Source organism: Jiangella alkaliphila (assembly GCF_900105925.1).
Taxonomy (GTDB): Bacteria; Actinomycetota; Actinomycetes; order Jiangellales; family Jiangellaceae; genus Jiangella; species Jiangella alkaliphila.
In genome coordinates this window covers 3,468,740-3,482,153 of the sequence record NZ_LT629791.1, presented here as the reverse complement: position 1 = coordinate 3,482,153, position 13,414 = coordinate 3,468,740, and the positions used below count along the sequence as shown (strand labels likewise).

The 13,414-nt window shown below is 73.3% G+C and carries 10 protein-coding genes; 3 read left to right on the top strand and 7 right to left on the bottom strand.

From position 1 onward, the window contains the following. Positions 1 to 213: 213 nt before the first annotated feature. The 3 genes from BLV05_RS15895 to BLV05_RS37030 all read left to right on the top strand — a co-directional run bounded on the left by BLV05_RS15895 (position 214) and on the right by BLV05_RS37030 (position 6,214). The gene (locus tag BLV05_RS15895) at positions 214 to 5,067 is read left to right on the top strand and encodes a S8 family serine peptidase (protein ID WP_052762639.1); all 4,854 of its coding nucleotides are present in this window, start codon (positions 214 to 216) and stop codon (positions 5,065 to 5,067) included. A gap of 150 nt (positions 5,068 to 5,217) precedes the next feature. Next, positions 5,218 to 5,673 (top strand): helix-turn-helix domain-containing protein, encoded by a 456-nt coding sequence (locus BLV05_RS15890; RefSeq protein ID WP_046769799.1) that lies wholly within the window; start codon positions 5,218 to 5,220, stop codon positions 5,671 to 5,673. 220 nt (positions 5,674 to 5,893) lie between these two features. Further along, positions 5,894 to 6,214, top strand: coding sequence for a hypothetical protein (locus BLV05_RS37030; protein ID WP_197683674.1), 321 nt, complete (start codon positions 5,894 to 5,896; stop codon positions 6,212 to 6,214). Positions 6,215 to 6,223: 9 nt separating this feature from the next. On the opposite strand, the gene BLV05_RS15880 is transcribed toward BLV05_RS37030, so the two are convergent. From BLV05_RS15880 to BLV05_RS15850, 7 genes are all read right to left on the bottom strand, one after another. Then, on the bottom strand, positions 6,224 to 6,700 hold the full coding sequence (locus tag BLV05_RS15880; protein WP_046769800.1) for a hypothetical protein: 477 nt from the start codon (positions 6,698 to 6,700) through the stop codon (positions 6,224 to 6,226). Positions 6,701 to 6,721: 21 nt separating this feature from the next. Next, the gene (locus tag BLV05_RS15875; RefSeq protein ID WP_046769801.1) at positions 6,722 to 7,705 is read right to left on the bottom strand and encodes a sigma-70 family RNA polymerase sigma factor; all 984 of its coding nucleotides are present in this window, start codon (positions 7,703 to 7,705) and stop codon (positions 6,722 to 6,724) included. A 240-nt stretch (positions 7,706 to 7,945) separates the two neighbouring features. Next, positions 7,946 to 8,905: a sugar phosphate isomerase/epimerase family protein gene (locus tag BLV05_RS15870; protein ID WP_046769802.1), complete on the bottom strand. Its 960-nt coding sequence runs from the start codon at positions 8,903 to 8,905 to the stop codon at positions 7,946 to 7,948. 34 nt (positions 8,906 to 8,939) lie between these two features. Continuing rightward, a complete protein-coding gene (locus BLV05_RS15865; RefSeq protein ID WP_046769803.1) occupies positions 8,940 to 9,947 on the bottom strand; it encodes a sugar phosphate isomerase/epimerase family protein in 1,008 nt (335 codons plus the stop codon). Between the two features lie 39 nt (positions 9,948 to 9,986). Continuing rightward, positions 9,987 to 11,366 (bottom strand): alkaline phosphatase family protein, encoded by a 1,380-nt coding sequence (locus BLV05_RS15860; RefSeq protein WP_046769804.1) that lies wholly within the window; start codon positions 11,364 to 11,366, stop codon positions 9,987 to 9,989. Further along, positions 11,363 to 12,538 carry a metabolite traffic protein EboE gene (eboE, locus tag BLV05_RS15855; protein WP_046769805.1) on the bottom strand — a complete coding sequence of 392 codons (1,176 nt, stop codon included), beginning with the start codon at positions 12,536 to 12,538 and terminating at the stop codon, positions 11,363 to 11,365. Before eboE ends, BLV05_RS15860 begins: the two co-directional genes overlap by 4 nt. Then, positions 12,538 to 13,413, bottom strand: a complete 876-nt coding sequence (locus BLV05_RS15850; RefSeq protein ID WP_046769806.1) for a TatD family hydrolase — start codon at positions 13,411 to 13,413, stop codon at positions 12,538 to 12,540. Before BLV05_RS15850 ends, eboE begins: the two co-directional genes overlap by 1 nt. Between the last annotated feature and the right edge of the window lies 1 nt (position 13,414).

Below are 13,414 nucleotides of genomic sequence, written 5' to 3'. Positions count from 1 at the left end.
AACCGGGCGTACCGGTCGAGACTCACCTCACTACTCCCTGTCGAACGACCGGAGAAGCACGGCATGACCTCCCCCGACCCGCCGGAACGAGGGCCGGACGCCGACCCCGATGAGGCCCCTGGGTCCGAGCCGGGAACGACCTCGCCCACCAGACCAGCCGACCGCCCGGACGGCTACGAGCCGCTCTGAGCTGCACCGACACGAGGAGTGACGATGGGACGACTGCGACGCGCGACCGCGGCTCTGGCCTCGATCATCGGCCTGACCGGCACGGCCCTCATCCTGCCGGGAGCCCCGACGGCCGGCGTCGAGGGTCCCGACCCGGCACCACCCGTCGCCGCGGGCCCGCCGTCGGCCCTGGCCGGCCTGGAGCGGCAGACCTACGAGCTCACCCTCGTCACCGGCGACCGGGTGACGGTGGAACGGCAGGCGCCCGGCGACTACACCGTCGACACCGAACCGGCCACGCGCCCGGACGGCAGCGTCCCCGGCATCCAGGTGACCAACGAAGGCGAGAGCGACGCCCTCTACGCCATCCCCGACGACGTCCGCGGACACCTCGAGTCCGGCCTGCTCGACCGGCAGCTGTTCGACGTCGCCTACCTGGCCGAGAACGGCTACGCCGGCCGCACCGGCCTGCCGCTGATCGTCGAGTACGCCGGAGCCCAGGACGCCCGCACCCTGGCCGGCCACGCCGCCGCGCTCGCGGCGACCGACGCCAGCACGCCGCTGGACAGCATCGACGCCACCGCGGTGACGGTAGGCCGGGACGGCGCGGCCGCCTTCTGGGCGTCGCTGACCGGCGGCCGCGACCGGCTGGCGGCCGGCATCGAGCGGGTCTGGCTGGACCCGGCGGTCTCCGTGAGCCTCGACCAGAGCATCCCGCAGATCGGCGCCGACGACGCCTGGGCAGCCGGCCTCGACGGCGCCGGCGTCACCGTCGCGGTGCTGGACACCGGGGTCGACGCGGCGCATCCCGACGTCGCCGGGCAGGTCGCGGCCAGCCAGAGCTTCATCCCGGGCGAGGACGTCGCCGACGGGCACGGGCACGGCACACACGTCGCGTCGACCGTCGCCGGGACCGGCGCCGCCTCCGATGGTCGCTTCACCGGCGTGGCGCCCGGCGCGCAGCTCGTCGTCGGCAAGGTGCTGTCCAACGCCGGCAGCAGCGTCGGCTCGTCGGTCATCGCCGGCATGGAGTGGGCCAGCGTCGAGCAGGACGCCGACATCGTCAGCATGAGCCTCGGCGGCACCCCGACCGACGGCACCGATCCGCTCAGCCAGGCGGTCGACGCGCTGACGGAGCAGACCGGGGCGCTGTTCGTCGTCGCGGCGGGCAACGCGGGCCGCGACTTCTACGTCGGCACACCCGGGGCCGCCGACGCGGCCCTGACCGTCGGCGCCGTCGACAGGAACGACGCCCTCGCCGCGTTCTCCAGCCGCGGCCCGCGGCGGGGCGACTACGCGATCAAACCGGAGATCACAGCGCCGGGCGTGGCGATCGGCGCGGCCCGGTCGGCCGGCACCAGCATGCCGGGCGCCGTGCACATCGACGACCACTACACCCGGGTCAGCGGCACCTCGATGGCGACGCCGCACGTCGCCGGCGCCGCGGCGATCCTCGCGCAGCAGCACCCGGACTGGACCGCCCAGCAGCTGAAGGCGGCCCTGGTGGCCGGCGCCGACGACGGCGACTACACGGTGTACGAGCAGGGCGCCGGCCGGCTCGACGTCACCCGGGCGATCGGCCAGCAGGTCCAGGTGAGCCCGTCGACCGCGGACTTCGGCTTCCTGCGGCTGCCGGTCGAGGGCGACGCCGCCGCACGAACGCTGACCTACACCAACCCCACGGACGCACCGGTGACGCTCGACCTGGCCGCGACCGCGCGGTCAGAGGACGGCGCCGACGTCCCGGCCGATGCGCTGCGGCTCGACCGCGACACCGTCGACCTGCCGGCCGGCGGCTCGGCCACCGTCGTCGTCACATTCGACCAGAACGCCGTCGAGCCCGCGCTGTACACCGGCAGCGTGGTCGCGACCGCACCCGGGATCCGGCTCGGCACGCCGCTCGGGATCGTCATCGGCGAGCAGCTGCACACCGTCACCGTCCGCCAGCTGCACTCCGGCGATCCGGCCGGGTGGCACCCCAGCAGCGTGACGTTGGCGCCGATCGACGGCGAGGCCGACGCGTCGACCCGGGCCGGCTGGGTCACCGAGGGCGCCGGCGCCGGCGGGGTGCGCAGCCCGGAGGAGTGGGCGGCGGGCGTCGAGTTCGCGCTGCCGACCGGCACTTACATCGCCTTCACGAACAACGCGACGCAGTGGTACGACGCCGAGACCGGCGGCACCCACCGGGCCACGCTCGTCGACCCCGAGGTGGAGGTCTCGGCCGACGGCGAGATCGTGCTGGACGCCGCCGACGCGGTGCCGGTCTCCTTCGACACGCCGCTGCCCACCGAGGGCTTCCAGCGTCGCTACCTGCTGCAACGCTGGGTGCCCGATCACGTGGCGGCCGGCGGCGGGTTCGTGACGCTCGCGGAGAACCCGACCACCACGAACGGCCGGGACGACTACCGGGTCACGCCGACCGACGAGGTGAGCACCGGCGAGTTCCGGCTGGTCGTCGAGAACACGCTGGTCGCACCCAGCCTGACGATGCGAGCCGAGGGCCACGACGAGCTGGCGCTGCGCCCCCAGTATCCGGAGTGGGGCTCGCCGTTCGCGACGGTCGTCCCGCCCGGCTTCACCGTGGCCGAGCCGGCGGTCGACGGCGTGCCCGCGGCGGCCGCCCCCGGGCCGGTCGTGCGAACCGGCGCGGAGGTCGAGGTGTCGGTGCGGGTGGCCAACCCGGCCGGCGCGCCGGCGCGGACCGGGCTGCGCGCCGACACGCCGGTGGGCGCGGGCAGCTGCGCCTCCGAGACGCTCGCCGGGGGCCAGTCGACCACGTGTGGCATCCGGACCACCGCCGCCGCCGGGCCGCAGGTGCTGCCCGTCGTCGTCACCGGATTCAGCGCCGGTGCGGGCGGCGAGCAGGTCCCGCTGGCCGCCGCGGCCGTCGCCCACTACACCGGCGCGGACGACCCTGCCGACCCGCCGCCACCGCCCGGAACCGCCGTCGCGATCGTCGCGGCCACCGTGTCCGGGCTGGCCGCGACCCGGGCGCCGGGCCCGGAGCTGGAGATCGCCACCGACCTGACCATCCAGGCCACCGTCCGCAACACCGGGACGACGACCCTGAACGAGGTGGCGGCCGGGTCGGACCTGGGCCCGCTGACCTGCCCGCGGCAGACCCTGGCGCCGGGCGAGGAGGCCACCTGCACCGTGCCGGCCGAGGTCGTGGGCGGGCGGCACGCGATCGTCGTCACGGCCACCGGCCGGGCCGCCGACGGCCCGGCGGGCGGCGCCGCCACGGTGGTGTACTACACCGGCCGGGGCAAGCCGGTGCTGTTCTCCGGCCATCAGGAGCTGGACGTGGTGGACGCCGGCTTCGGCACGCCGGCGGAGCTGGCCGGGCTCGACCTGCAGGGCGCGCTGGTGCTGCTGCGGGCGGACCCGGCCCGGTTCGACGGCCGGCCGGTGACCTGCTGGCCCACCCGCGAGGCCGTCGACGCCGCGGTGGCGGCAGGCGCCGCCGGTGTCGTGCTGACGCCCAACGAGGAGCACCTGTTCCGCGACCGCCCGGGCTCGGACCTGGACGGCATGCTGTGGTGCCCGGTTGCGCCCCGGCTGGGCTCGTCCGAACTGGCGCCGATCGACAACGCGGTGACGCGGGTGCCGGTCACGTTCGTGCCGTACGACCAGGGCGCCGCCCTGCGCGAGCTGGCCGCCGGCGACCTGCGGATCGCCGTCGACGGCACGACCGAGACGCCGTACTACTACCAGCTGCGCCCGGCATTGGAAGGTGGCGTCCCGGACTCGCTGCACTTCACCGTCGACGAGGACGAGCTGGTGACGATCGACCATCGGATCCACGCCGGCGCCACGAACGGGATCGGGGTGTCGGTGGCGGCGTGGCAGCCCACCGACGCGGCGGCCGGGCCGCGGACGCTCGGCACGCGGGCGCTGCCGCCGTTCGCCACCACCGCGCCGTGGACGGTCACCGAGTACTCCTGGCCGCTGGACCCGGAGACCGTCGTGCGCCACGAGGTGCAGGACTTCACCTCCCCCGCCGGCCGCCAGGTGCGCTACGACGTCTTCGACGAGCCCACCCGCACCACGATGGTGTGGAACGACTCGCCACCCGTCCCGGCGCCGGTGCCGCCACTGGCCGGTACCGCTCCGATCGGCTACCAGACGCACGGATACACGCCGGTCGACATGGCGCCGTGCACCGGCTGCCGGGAGGGCGACGTCTTCTACCCGCACCTGCGCTACACCGCGTCGGCCGATCCCGGCCAGATCGGCTGGGACAGCGTCGGCCAGTTCGGCCAGCTGCGCAACGACCGCAACACCCGGCTGTACCGCGACGGCGTCGAGGTCGCCGGCGGGCCGGACCCGGTCGGCCAGACGCTGCTCGCCTTCCAGCTGCCGCCGGAGCCGGCGGACTACCGGCTGACCCACCGGCTCGGGCCGACGGAGACGGCGTGGGAGTTCACCTCGGGGACGGTCGAGGAGGACCAGCTGGCCGAGCCCTACAGTTGCGACTCGGAGTGGATGACGCGGCTGCTGGAGCAGCCGCCGCTGGACACGCCGTGCTCGCCGGAGCCGCTGATCTTCCTGCGCTACGACCTCGGGCTGGACCTGACGAACCGGGCGGAGGCGCCGGGCCCGCAGCGGATCGAGGTGACCACGCACCGCCAGCCGTCCCTGGAGCCGATGCCCGACGTCGTGGGCCTGCGGCTGTGGGTGAGCTACGACGAGGGCGGCGAGTGGTCCGAGGCACGGGTGCGCCCCCGCGCTGACGGCCGCTTCGACGTCACCGCCCTGCACCGGCCCGCCAGCCGCCGCGCGTCGGACGTGGTCAGCCTGCGGGTGGAGGCGTGGGACGAGGAGGGCAACCGGGTCGAGCAGACCATCCGCAACGCCTACCGGCTGACCGACCGGTCGGCCGCCGGCAGCCCTCGCTGAACCGAGCCGGCCGGACCGCGCCGCAGGTGGTCCGGCCGGCTCATCCTCTGCTGACCAGCACACGCGAGGCACTGGCCAGCAGGCGTGGGACGCGCTAGACTCGAGTTGCGATTATTTCGAATATTTCGCTTACTTCGACTGGAGGACGTCATGGCTCATCGCTTCGCCACGTCGGTGGCGCCCGGTGAGGTCGAACAGGACGTCGCCGACCGGGCGCTCGGCCGCATCGCCAGCTACCTCGGACGGCACGACGAAGCGCAGATCGAGCTCCACACCGAGGCCGGCCGGTCCGACGAGGTCCTGGTGGTGCCGCGCGCCGCGGTTCAGCTGTTCGCGAGCATGCTGGCCTACATGGCCGAGGGCAAGGGCGTGTCGGTCATGCCGATGCACACCATGCTCACCACCCAGCAGGCCGCCGACCTGCTGAACGTCTCGCGTCCGTACTTCATCGGGTTGCTGGAGCGCGGTGACATCGCATTCGAGAAGGTCGGCCGGCATCGGCGGGTCCGGCTGGAGGACCTCCTGAACTACCAGCGCGCCTCGATCGCCCGGCAGCGGGCCGCGGCCGACGACCTCGCCGCCCTCGGCCAAGAACTCGGCACGTGATGCCCGATGTCCTTCGTCGTCGTCTACGACGCTTGCGTCCTCTATCCGAATACCCTGCGTGACCTGCTCATCCGAGTCGCGATCTCCGGCCTGGTCCAGGCGAAGTGGACCGACCGGATCCTCGACGAATTGGAGGCGGCGCTCATGAAGCGCCGTCCTGACACCACGGCGGAGCAGACCGGACGGCTGCGCCGGCTACGACGGGCTCGCCGACGGGTTGGTGCTGCCAGACAACGACGACCGGCACGTGATCGCCGCCGCCATGCGGTCCGGCGCTCAGGTCATCGTGACGAGCAATCTGCGCGACTTCCCGGCCGACCAGCTCCGGCGGCTCAACCTCGAGGTCAAGACGCCCGACGAGTTCATCCTGGACCAGCTCGGCATCGACGACCGAGAGGTATGGGCCTGCCTGCAGCAGATCGCCGACTCCCGGACGGCTCCACCGGAGACCATCCAGGACGTCATGAAACAGCTGGAGCGGGCCGGCCTCATCCGGTCGGTGGCGCAGCTTCGCACCCCGGACGGCCAGCAGGGCGGCTGAGCGGCCGGCTCACTCCACCTCGTTGCGGACCAGCGCGACGGCCGCGTCGACGCGGGCTTTGGTGGCGGGGTCGCGCAGGTCGAGGCCGGAGTCGACCGCCGCGGTCCAGGTGATCAGGTCGGCCGGGGTGCGGCGGCCGGTGACGCGCACGCCGCGGCGGCCGTCGACGGGGACGTGGCGGCTGATGACGACGCTCTGGGTGACCTGCTCGCGGACGACGTCCACCAGGCGGCGGGGCGACTCGAGCGCCACCCGGTGCCGGCGGCGCTGGCCGCGCCCGTCCGGGACCTCGGTGACGACCAGCAGCTCGGCGTCGCCGTCCCAGGCGGCGGTCTCGACGCGAGCCCACTCGACCGACGTGTCGCGCAGGAGCAGGCGGTGCGTGGTGGCGGCCACCTCGCCGTCGGGTCCGCCGCCGGTGGCGAGCACCCGCTCACCGGGCTCGAGGCCGTCGATCGGGGCCGGTCGTTGCCGCCGCAGCTTCACGGCATCAGCCTAGCGACCCGCTCAGCCGAGGTAGTCGCGCAGCTCGCTGGCCCACTCGTTGCGCCGCAGCTTGGTCAGCGTGCGGTGCTCGATCTGCCGGACCCGTTCGCGGGTGACGCCGAACTCGCGGCCGACCTCCTCCAGCGTCCGGGTGCGGCCGTCGTGCAGGCCGTAGCGGAGCCGGACGACCGCCCGCTCGCGCTCGCTGAGGCCGTCGAGCACCTGCTCGACCTGGTCGCGCAGCAGCAGCTGGGCGACCAGCTCCTCGGGACTCAGCTCGTCGGTGTCCTCGACGAAGTCGCCGAACATGTTCTCCGACGACTCGCCGACCGGCAGCTGCAGGCTGACCGGCTCATCGGCGTACGAGAGCAGCTCGGCGACGCGGTCGGCGGTCAGCGACGTGGCGGCGGCCAGCTCCTCGACCGACGGGTCGCGGGCCTCCTTCTGGGCCAGCGTCCGCAGCACCCGCAGGACGCGGTTGAGCTCGTCGACGACGTGCACCGGCAGCCGGATGGTGCGGCCCTGCTCGGCCAGCGCGCGGCTGATGGCCTGGCGGATCCACCAGGTGGCGTACGTGGAGAACTTGAACCCGCGCGCGTGGTCGAACCGCTCGACGGCGCGGATGAGGCCGACGTTGCCCTCCTGGATGAGGTCCAGCAGCGGCAGCCCGCGGCGGGTGTAGCGGCGGGCGATGGAGACGACGAGGCGCAGGTTGGCCTCGATGAGGCTGGCCTTGGCGCGCTGGCCGAGCCGGACCAGCTCGACGTACGCGTCCTCGTCGGGCCCGGCGTCGCCGGCGGCCAGCCGCTCGCCGGCCAGCAGCCCGGCCTCGATGGCGCGCGCCAGCCGGACCTCGTCGGCGCCGCTGAGGAGCGGGATGCGGCCGATCTCGCGCAGGTAGCGGCGGGTGAGGTCGGTGCCGTTCCCGTTGCCGGACCCGAGGTCGGCGACCCGCGGCGCCGGCGCGGCGGGCGGCTCGTCGTCGTCGACGACAGCCCCGGGCATGGCGTCGCCCGGCCTGCTGACCTCGGAAAAGTCACCGTCCGGCCGCCCACGCTGGGACGGCAGCGCGCGACCCTCCGCCCTAGATCGGATCACCGGCACCACCTCGGTCCACCAAGTGTGCCCCGACCAGGTGCCCCGGATCTACCCTTCCGGCCGAATCGAAGATCATTGGCCTCCGGACGCACCAGGGGCGGCGGCCCGCGTCAGCGTGCCGCCGCCCCTGCCGGAAACCGGCGCGTTTCAGTGCTTGCGCAGCTCGCTCAGGTACTTGTAGCCCACCCGCGCCGTCTGCAGCGGGGTGACGTCCGGGGTGTCGTTCTCGACGATGTACTCCAGCACGCGGTGCGCGCGGAAGATCTTGCGGAAGTCGATGTGCCCGGTGCCGAGGTCGGCCATGTCGCCGCCGTTGAGGTGCCGGTCCTTGACGTGGTACTGCAGCGTCTGCTGCCGCGCGTCGTCGATGACGTCGATGGCGAACTGCTCCGACCGGTTCACCGGGACGCCGCTGTTGATGCCGCCGGTCACGGCCCAGTAGAGGTCGACCTCGAGGTGGACCAGCTTGCGGTCCAGCTCCGACGTCAGCACCTCCCACGGGGTCACGCCGCCGCCGAGGTCGGTGGTGAACTCGTGCGCGTGGTTGTGGTAGCCGTAGCGCAGCCCGTACCGTCGCGCCAGCTGCGCCTCCTCGTTCATCTGCTCGGCCCACAGCTGCCAGTCAGACAGGTTGTCCGACTGCAGGAACGGGACGACGATGAACCGCTGCCCCAGCGTGGCGGCGTTCTCCAGCTTCTGCTCCAGCGACGCACGGTCGGCGCTGATGCCGTCGTGGCTGGAGGTGCAGGAGATGCCGATCTCGTCGTAGAAGTCGCGCAGTTGGGCGGCCGTCCGGCCGAAGTACCCGAGCGCCTGCTCGACCTTCGTGTAGCCGTAGCCGGCGATCGACCGCAGCGTCGAGTCGAACAGGGCGCCGGGCGCCAGAGCGTCACGCACCGTCCACAGCTGGATGCTGATCGCGCCGCGGGGGACGATCCGGCCGCCGGTCGGGCGGGTGTGTGCCGCGGCGGGCGCCGCGCCGGCCAGGCCGCCGGCCAGCACGCCACCGGCGGTCGCGGCCGCTCCGAGCAGGAAGGTCCGCCGGCCCAGTCCGCGCCGGCCCAGCGACTCGTCGAGAGCCCGGTCGCCGTCGTATCCGTAACACATCGTCGTGCTCCTTTCAGGGGGCGTAATGCGGAGGTCAGTTGCCGCCGCTGAGCGCGGCGTCGAACGCCGCCGCCGGCGGGTCGAACAGGTGCGACTTCACGAACTCGAGGGCCTCGGCGGCGCCGCGCAGCCGGTCCATACCGGCGTCCTCCCACTCGACGGAGATGGGGCCGTCGTAGCCGATCGCGTTGAGCATCCGGAAGGACTGCTCCCACGGCACGTCGCCGTGGCCGGTGGAGACGAAGTCCCAGCCGCGCCGCGGGTCGGCCCACGGCAGGTGCGAGCTGAGCCGGCCGTTGCGGCCGTTGCCGAGCTGCTTCTTCGTGTCCTTGCAGTCGACGTGGTAGATCCGGTCGCGGAAGTCCCACAGGAACGCGACCGGGTCGAGGTCCTGCCACACCATGTGGCTGGGGTCCCAGTTGAGACCGAACGCCTCGCGGTGCCCGATCGCCTCGAGCGTCTTCACCGTCGTCCAGTAGTCGTAGGCGATCTCCGAGGGGTGCACCTCGTGCGCGAACCGCACGCCGACCTCGTCGTACACGTCGAGGATCGGGTTCCACCGGTCGGCGAAGTCGCGGTACCCGGCCTCGATCATGTCCTCGGACACCGGCGGGAACATCGCGACGTACTTCCAGATCGCCGAGCCGGTGAAGCCCACGACGGTGTCCACGCCGAGCCGGGCGGCCGCGCGCGCCGTCACCTTCATCTCCTCGGCCGCGCGCTGACGGACGCCTTCGGGGTCGCCGTCGCCCCAGATGCGGTCCGGCAGGAGCGCGCGGTGCCGCTGGTCGATCGGGTCGTCGCAGACCGCCTGGCCCTTGAGATGGTTGGAGATCGTCCAGACCTTCAGGCCGTTCTTCTCCAGGATGTCGTGCCGCGACTTCACGTACGCGTCGTCCTCGGCCGCGCGCCAGACGTCCAGGTGATCGCCCCAGCAGGCGATCTCGAGGCCGTCGTAGCCCCATTCGCCGGCCAGCCGGGCGACCTCTTCGAACGGCAGGTCGGCCCACTGCCCGGTGAAGAGGGTGATCGGTCGTGCCATGGTGTCTCCTTACGTGCGTCGGCGCGGGTGCGCTCGGGGTCACTTCCGTACTGGGGTGCTGAGCCCGGCCAGCTCGAGCATGAGGTCGCGGACGTCGGTCGCGGCCAGCTGGTCGCGGGCGGTCGACGGGTCGCTGCACAGCAGCACCGGGCCGTCGGCGGGGTCGTCGGGCAGCCGGCCGTGCGTGCCCCGTACCCACTGGCCGTCCAGCGGCACGACGTTCATCGTGTAGCGCAGGCCGAGCTTCTTCTTCGCCAGGTTGGCCCCCGCGCGCAGCTTCACCCGCGGGTCGGCGGGGTCGAGGAACAGCTCGGCGGGGTCGTAGCCGGGCTTGCGGTGGATCTCGACGCCGCGGGCGAAGTCGGGCGCGCGGTCGTCGTGCAGCCAGTAGTAGTACGTGAACCACGCGGCGATGTCGGCCACCAGCACCAGCTCGCCGGAGCGCTCGTGGTCCAGCCCGAACTCGCGCTGCGCCTGCTTGTCCAGGACGAGGTCGACGCCGGGCAGCGCCTGGCACAGCTCGCGGACGGCCTCGAGGTCGGCCGGGTCCTTGACGTAGACGTGCGCCACCTGGTGGTCGGCCACGGCGAAGGCCCGCGACGCCCACGGGTCGAGGTACTCCATGCCGGCCTGGGTGTAGACGTCGAGCAGTCCGGCTTGCCGCAGCGCCCGGTTGACGTGCACCGGGCGGCTGGCCGGGCCGATGCCGTACTCGCTGAGCGCGACGACGGTGACGCCCTGGTCGCGGGCCTCGGTCAGCAGCGGCGCCAGCACCCGGTCGATGTCGCGGGCGGCGGCCACGGCCTGCGGGCTGTGCGGGCCGAACCGCTGCAGGTCGTAGTCGAGGTGCGGGACGTAGGCCAGCGTGAGGTCGGCCTGCGGCATCAGCCGCCGGGTGGCCTGCACGATCCAGTCGCTGGACTTGATCGACGCGGTCGGGCCCCAGTACTGGAACAGCGGGAACTCCCCCAGCGACCGGGTCAGCTCGTCGTGCAGCGCCGGCGGGCGGGTGTAGCAGTCCGGCGACTTGCGGCCGTCGGCGTGGTAGATCGGACGCGGCGTCACCGTCCAGTCGGTGTCGGCGCCCATGGCGTACCACCAGCACACGTTCGCGACGGTGTAGTCGGACTTGGCCTGCCGGGCGATGTCCCACACCTTCTCGCCCTGGACCAGCCGGTTGTGCTGGCGCCACAGGAAGATCTCGCCGAGGTCGCGGAAGTACCAGCCGTTACCGACGACGCCGTGGTCGCGGGGCATCGCGCCGGTGAGGAACGTCGACTGGACCGAGCAGGTCACGGCAGGCAGCACCGTCCCCAGCGCCGCCTGCCAGCCCTCGCCGGCGATCGCCCGCAGGTTCGGGGTGTGCTCCAGCAGCCGCGGCGTCAGGCCGACGACGTCGAGCACGAGCAGCTTGTTCACGCGATCTCCTCCATACCGATCTCCACCATCCGGTCCGCGACCCAGCGCAGCTCCGCCGCAAGCCCGGCGACCAGCCCGTCCGGGCCATCCGGCCGGCGCCCCTCGGGCAGCACCGACCAGGTGTACGACTCGACCTCCACGTGGTCGGTCACCGCCCGCTCGCCGCCGAACAGCCCGCGCAGCGTCGCCGTCAGGTGCTGCTGGGTGGCGGCCAGCGGCGGCGCCGGCTGTTCGTGCACGGGCACGTGGAAGTGCACCCGCCACGTCCCGTCGTCCGGGAACCCCGCCGACGACAGCGCCGCCGGGAGGTCGTCGGTGCCTATGACCTGCCCGCGCGTGCGCACCCGGGTCTGGTGCAGGAACCGGTCCTCGGCGTAGGCCGCCAGCGCCCTGCGGGCGGCCGGGTCGGACGGGTCGGCGATCTCCAGCGCCGCCGACGCCTGCGTCTTGACGACGGGCAGCCCGGCGGCCGCGAGGGCGGCCAGCGCGTCGATCGGCTCCTCGAACTGCGTCGCCAGGTGGCAGGCGTCGAGGCAGACCCCGATGCGGTCGGTGTCGACGCCGCCGAGCTGGGCGATCGCGCCGTCGATGGTCTCGACGACGCAGCCAGGCTCGGGCTCCAGCGCCACCCGGACCGTCCGCCCGGTGTCGGCCTCGACCTTGGCCAGCCCGTCGGCCAGCTGCGCCAGCCGGTCGGCGGCGAGCCCGCGCCGGGCGTCGTCCCACGGCGTGCGCCAGGCCAGCGGCAGGCTCGAGACGCTGCCGCGGACGGCGTCGTCGGGCAGCAGCGCGGCCAGCACCCGGGCGCAGTCCAGCGTGTACGCCAGCCGCTCGGTCGTCAGCCAGTCCGGGTGGTAAACGGCCAGCTTCACCCGCGGGTCGTGGAAGCCCTGGTACGGGAACGCGTTGAGCGTCACCACCTCCAGGCCGCCGGCGGCCAGCGTCGCGCGCAACCGGTCGAGGTCGGCCCGCCCGGCCTCGGACGCCAGCCGCGCGACCACCGGGGCCGGCAGCCACAGGCCCAGCCCCAGCCGCGACACGCCGAGCCGCGACCGCGCGCCCGCGCCGTAGCGCGTCACCTGGTCCAGCAGCGCCTCGACGTCCTCGGTCGGGTGCACGTTCGTGCAGTACGCGAGGTGGACGACGGTGCCGTCGCGGTGCCGGAACCGCATCACGCCTCCGGTCGCTGGCCGCGCAGGATCGAGTTGCCCTCGAACGTCGCGGTGCGCCCGCCGGTCCCGGCGAGGTCGACCTCGTCCAGCAGCAGCCGTCCGCTCTGCCCGTAGAACGCGACCGGGTTCTGCCAGAGCACCCGGTCGACGTCGTCGGCGCTGAACCCCTCGGCGAGCATGGCCCGGCCGGTCTTGACGGTCTTCAGCGGGTCGCTGTGGCCCCAGTCCGCGGCGGAGTTGACGATCATCCGGTCCATCCCGCGGTCGGCGAGGATGCGCACCATCCGGTGCTCGTCCATCTTGGTGTCCGGGTAGATCGAGAACCCCATCCAGCAGCCGGAGTCGGCGACCATGCCGACGGTGGTCTCGTTGAGGTGGTCGACCAGCACGCGCTCCGGCGGCAGCCCGCTGGCCGCGACCAGCTCCAGCGTGCGCCGGGTGCCGGCCGCCTTGTCGCGGTGCGGCGTGTGCACGAGGACGGGCAGGTCGTGCTCGCCGGCCAGCTCCAGCTGCCGGACGAACACCTTCTCCTCGTCGTCGGTCATCGAGTCGAAGCCCAGCTCGCCGACCGCGACGACGCCGTCCTTGGCGAGGTAGCGCGGCAGCACCTCGAGGACGCCGTGGCAGCGCGGGTCGTTGGCCTCCTTCGGGTTCAGCGCGATCGTGCAGTGGTGCCGGATGCCGAACTGCGCGGCCCGGAACCGCTCCCAGCCGACCAGCGCGTCGAAGTAGTCGACGAACGAGCCGACGTTGGTGCGCGGCTGGCCGAGCCAGAACGCCGGCTCGGTGATCGCCCGGACGCCGGCGGCGTACATGCGCTGGTAGTCGTCGGTGGTGCGCGAGGTCATGTGGATGTGGGGGTCGAAGATGCGCACG

Coding starts and splice junctions, on each gene's coding strand:
- BLV05_RS15870 (WP_046769802.1), bottom strand. CDS start 8,905: ATGTGTTACGGATACGACGGCGACCGGGCTCTCGACGAGTCGCTGGGC.
- BLV05_RS15865 (WP_046769803.1), bottom strand. CDS start 9,947: ATGGCACGACCGATCACCCTCTTCACCGGGCAGTGGGCCGACCTGCCG.
- BLV05_RS15875 (WP_046769801.1), bottom strand. CDS start 7,705: ATGCCCGGGGCTGTCGTCGACGACGACGAGCCGCCCGCCGCGCCGGCG.
- BLV05_RS15890 (WP_046769799.1), top strand. CDS start 5,218: ATGGCTCATCGCTTCGCCACGTCGGTGGCGCCCGGTGAGGTCGAACAG.
- eboE (WP_046769805.1), bottom strand. CDS start 12,538: ATGCGGTTCCGGCACCGCGACGGCACCGTCGTCCACCTCGCGTACTGC.
- BLV05_RS15895 (WP_052762639.1), top strand. CDS start 214: ATGGGACGACTGCGACGCGCGACCGCGGCTCTGGCCTCGATCATCGGC.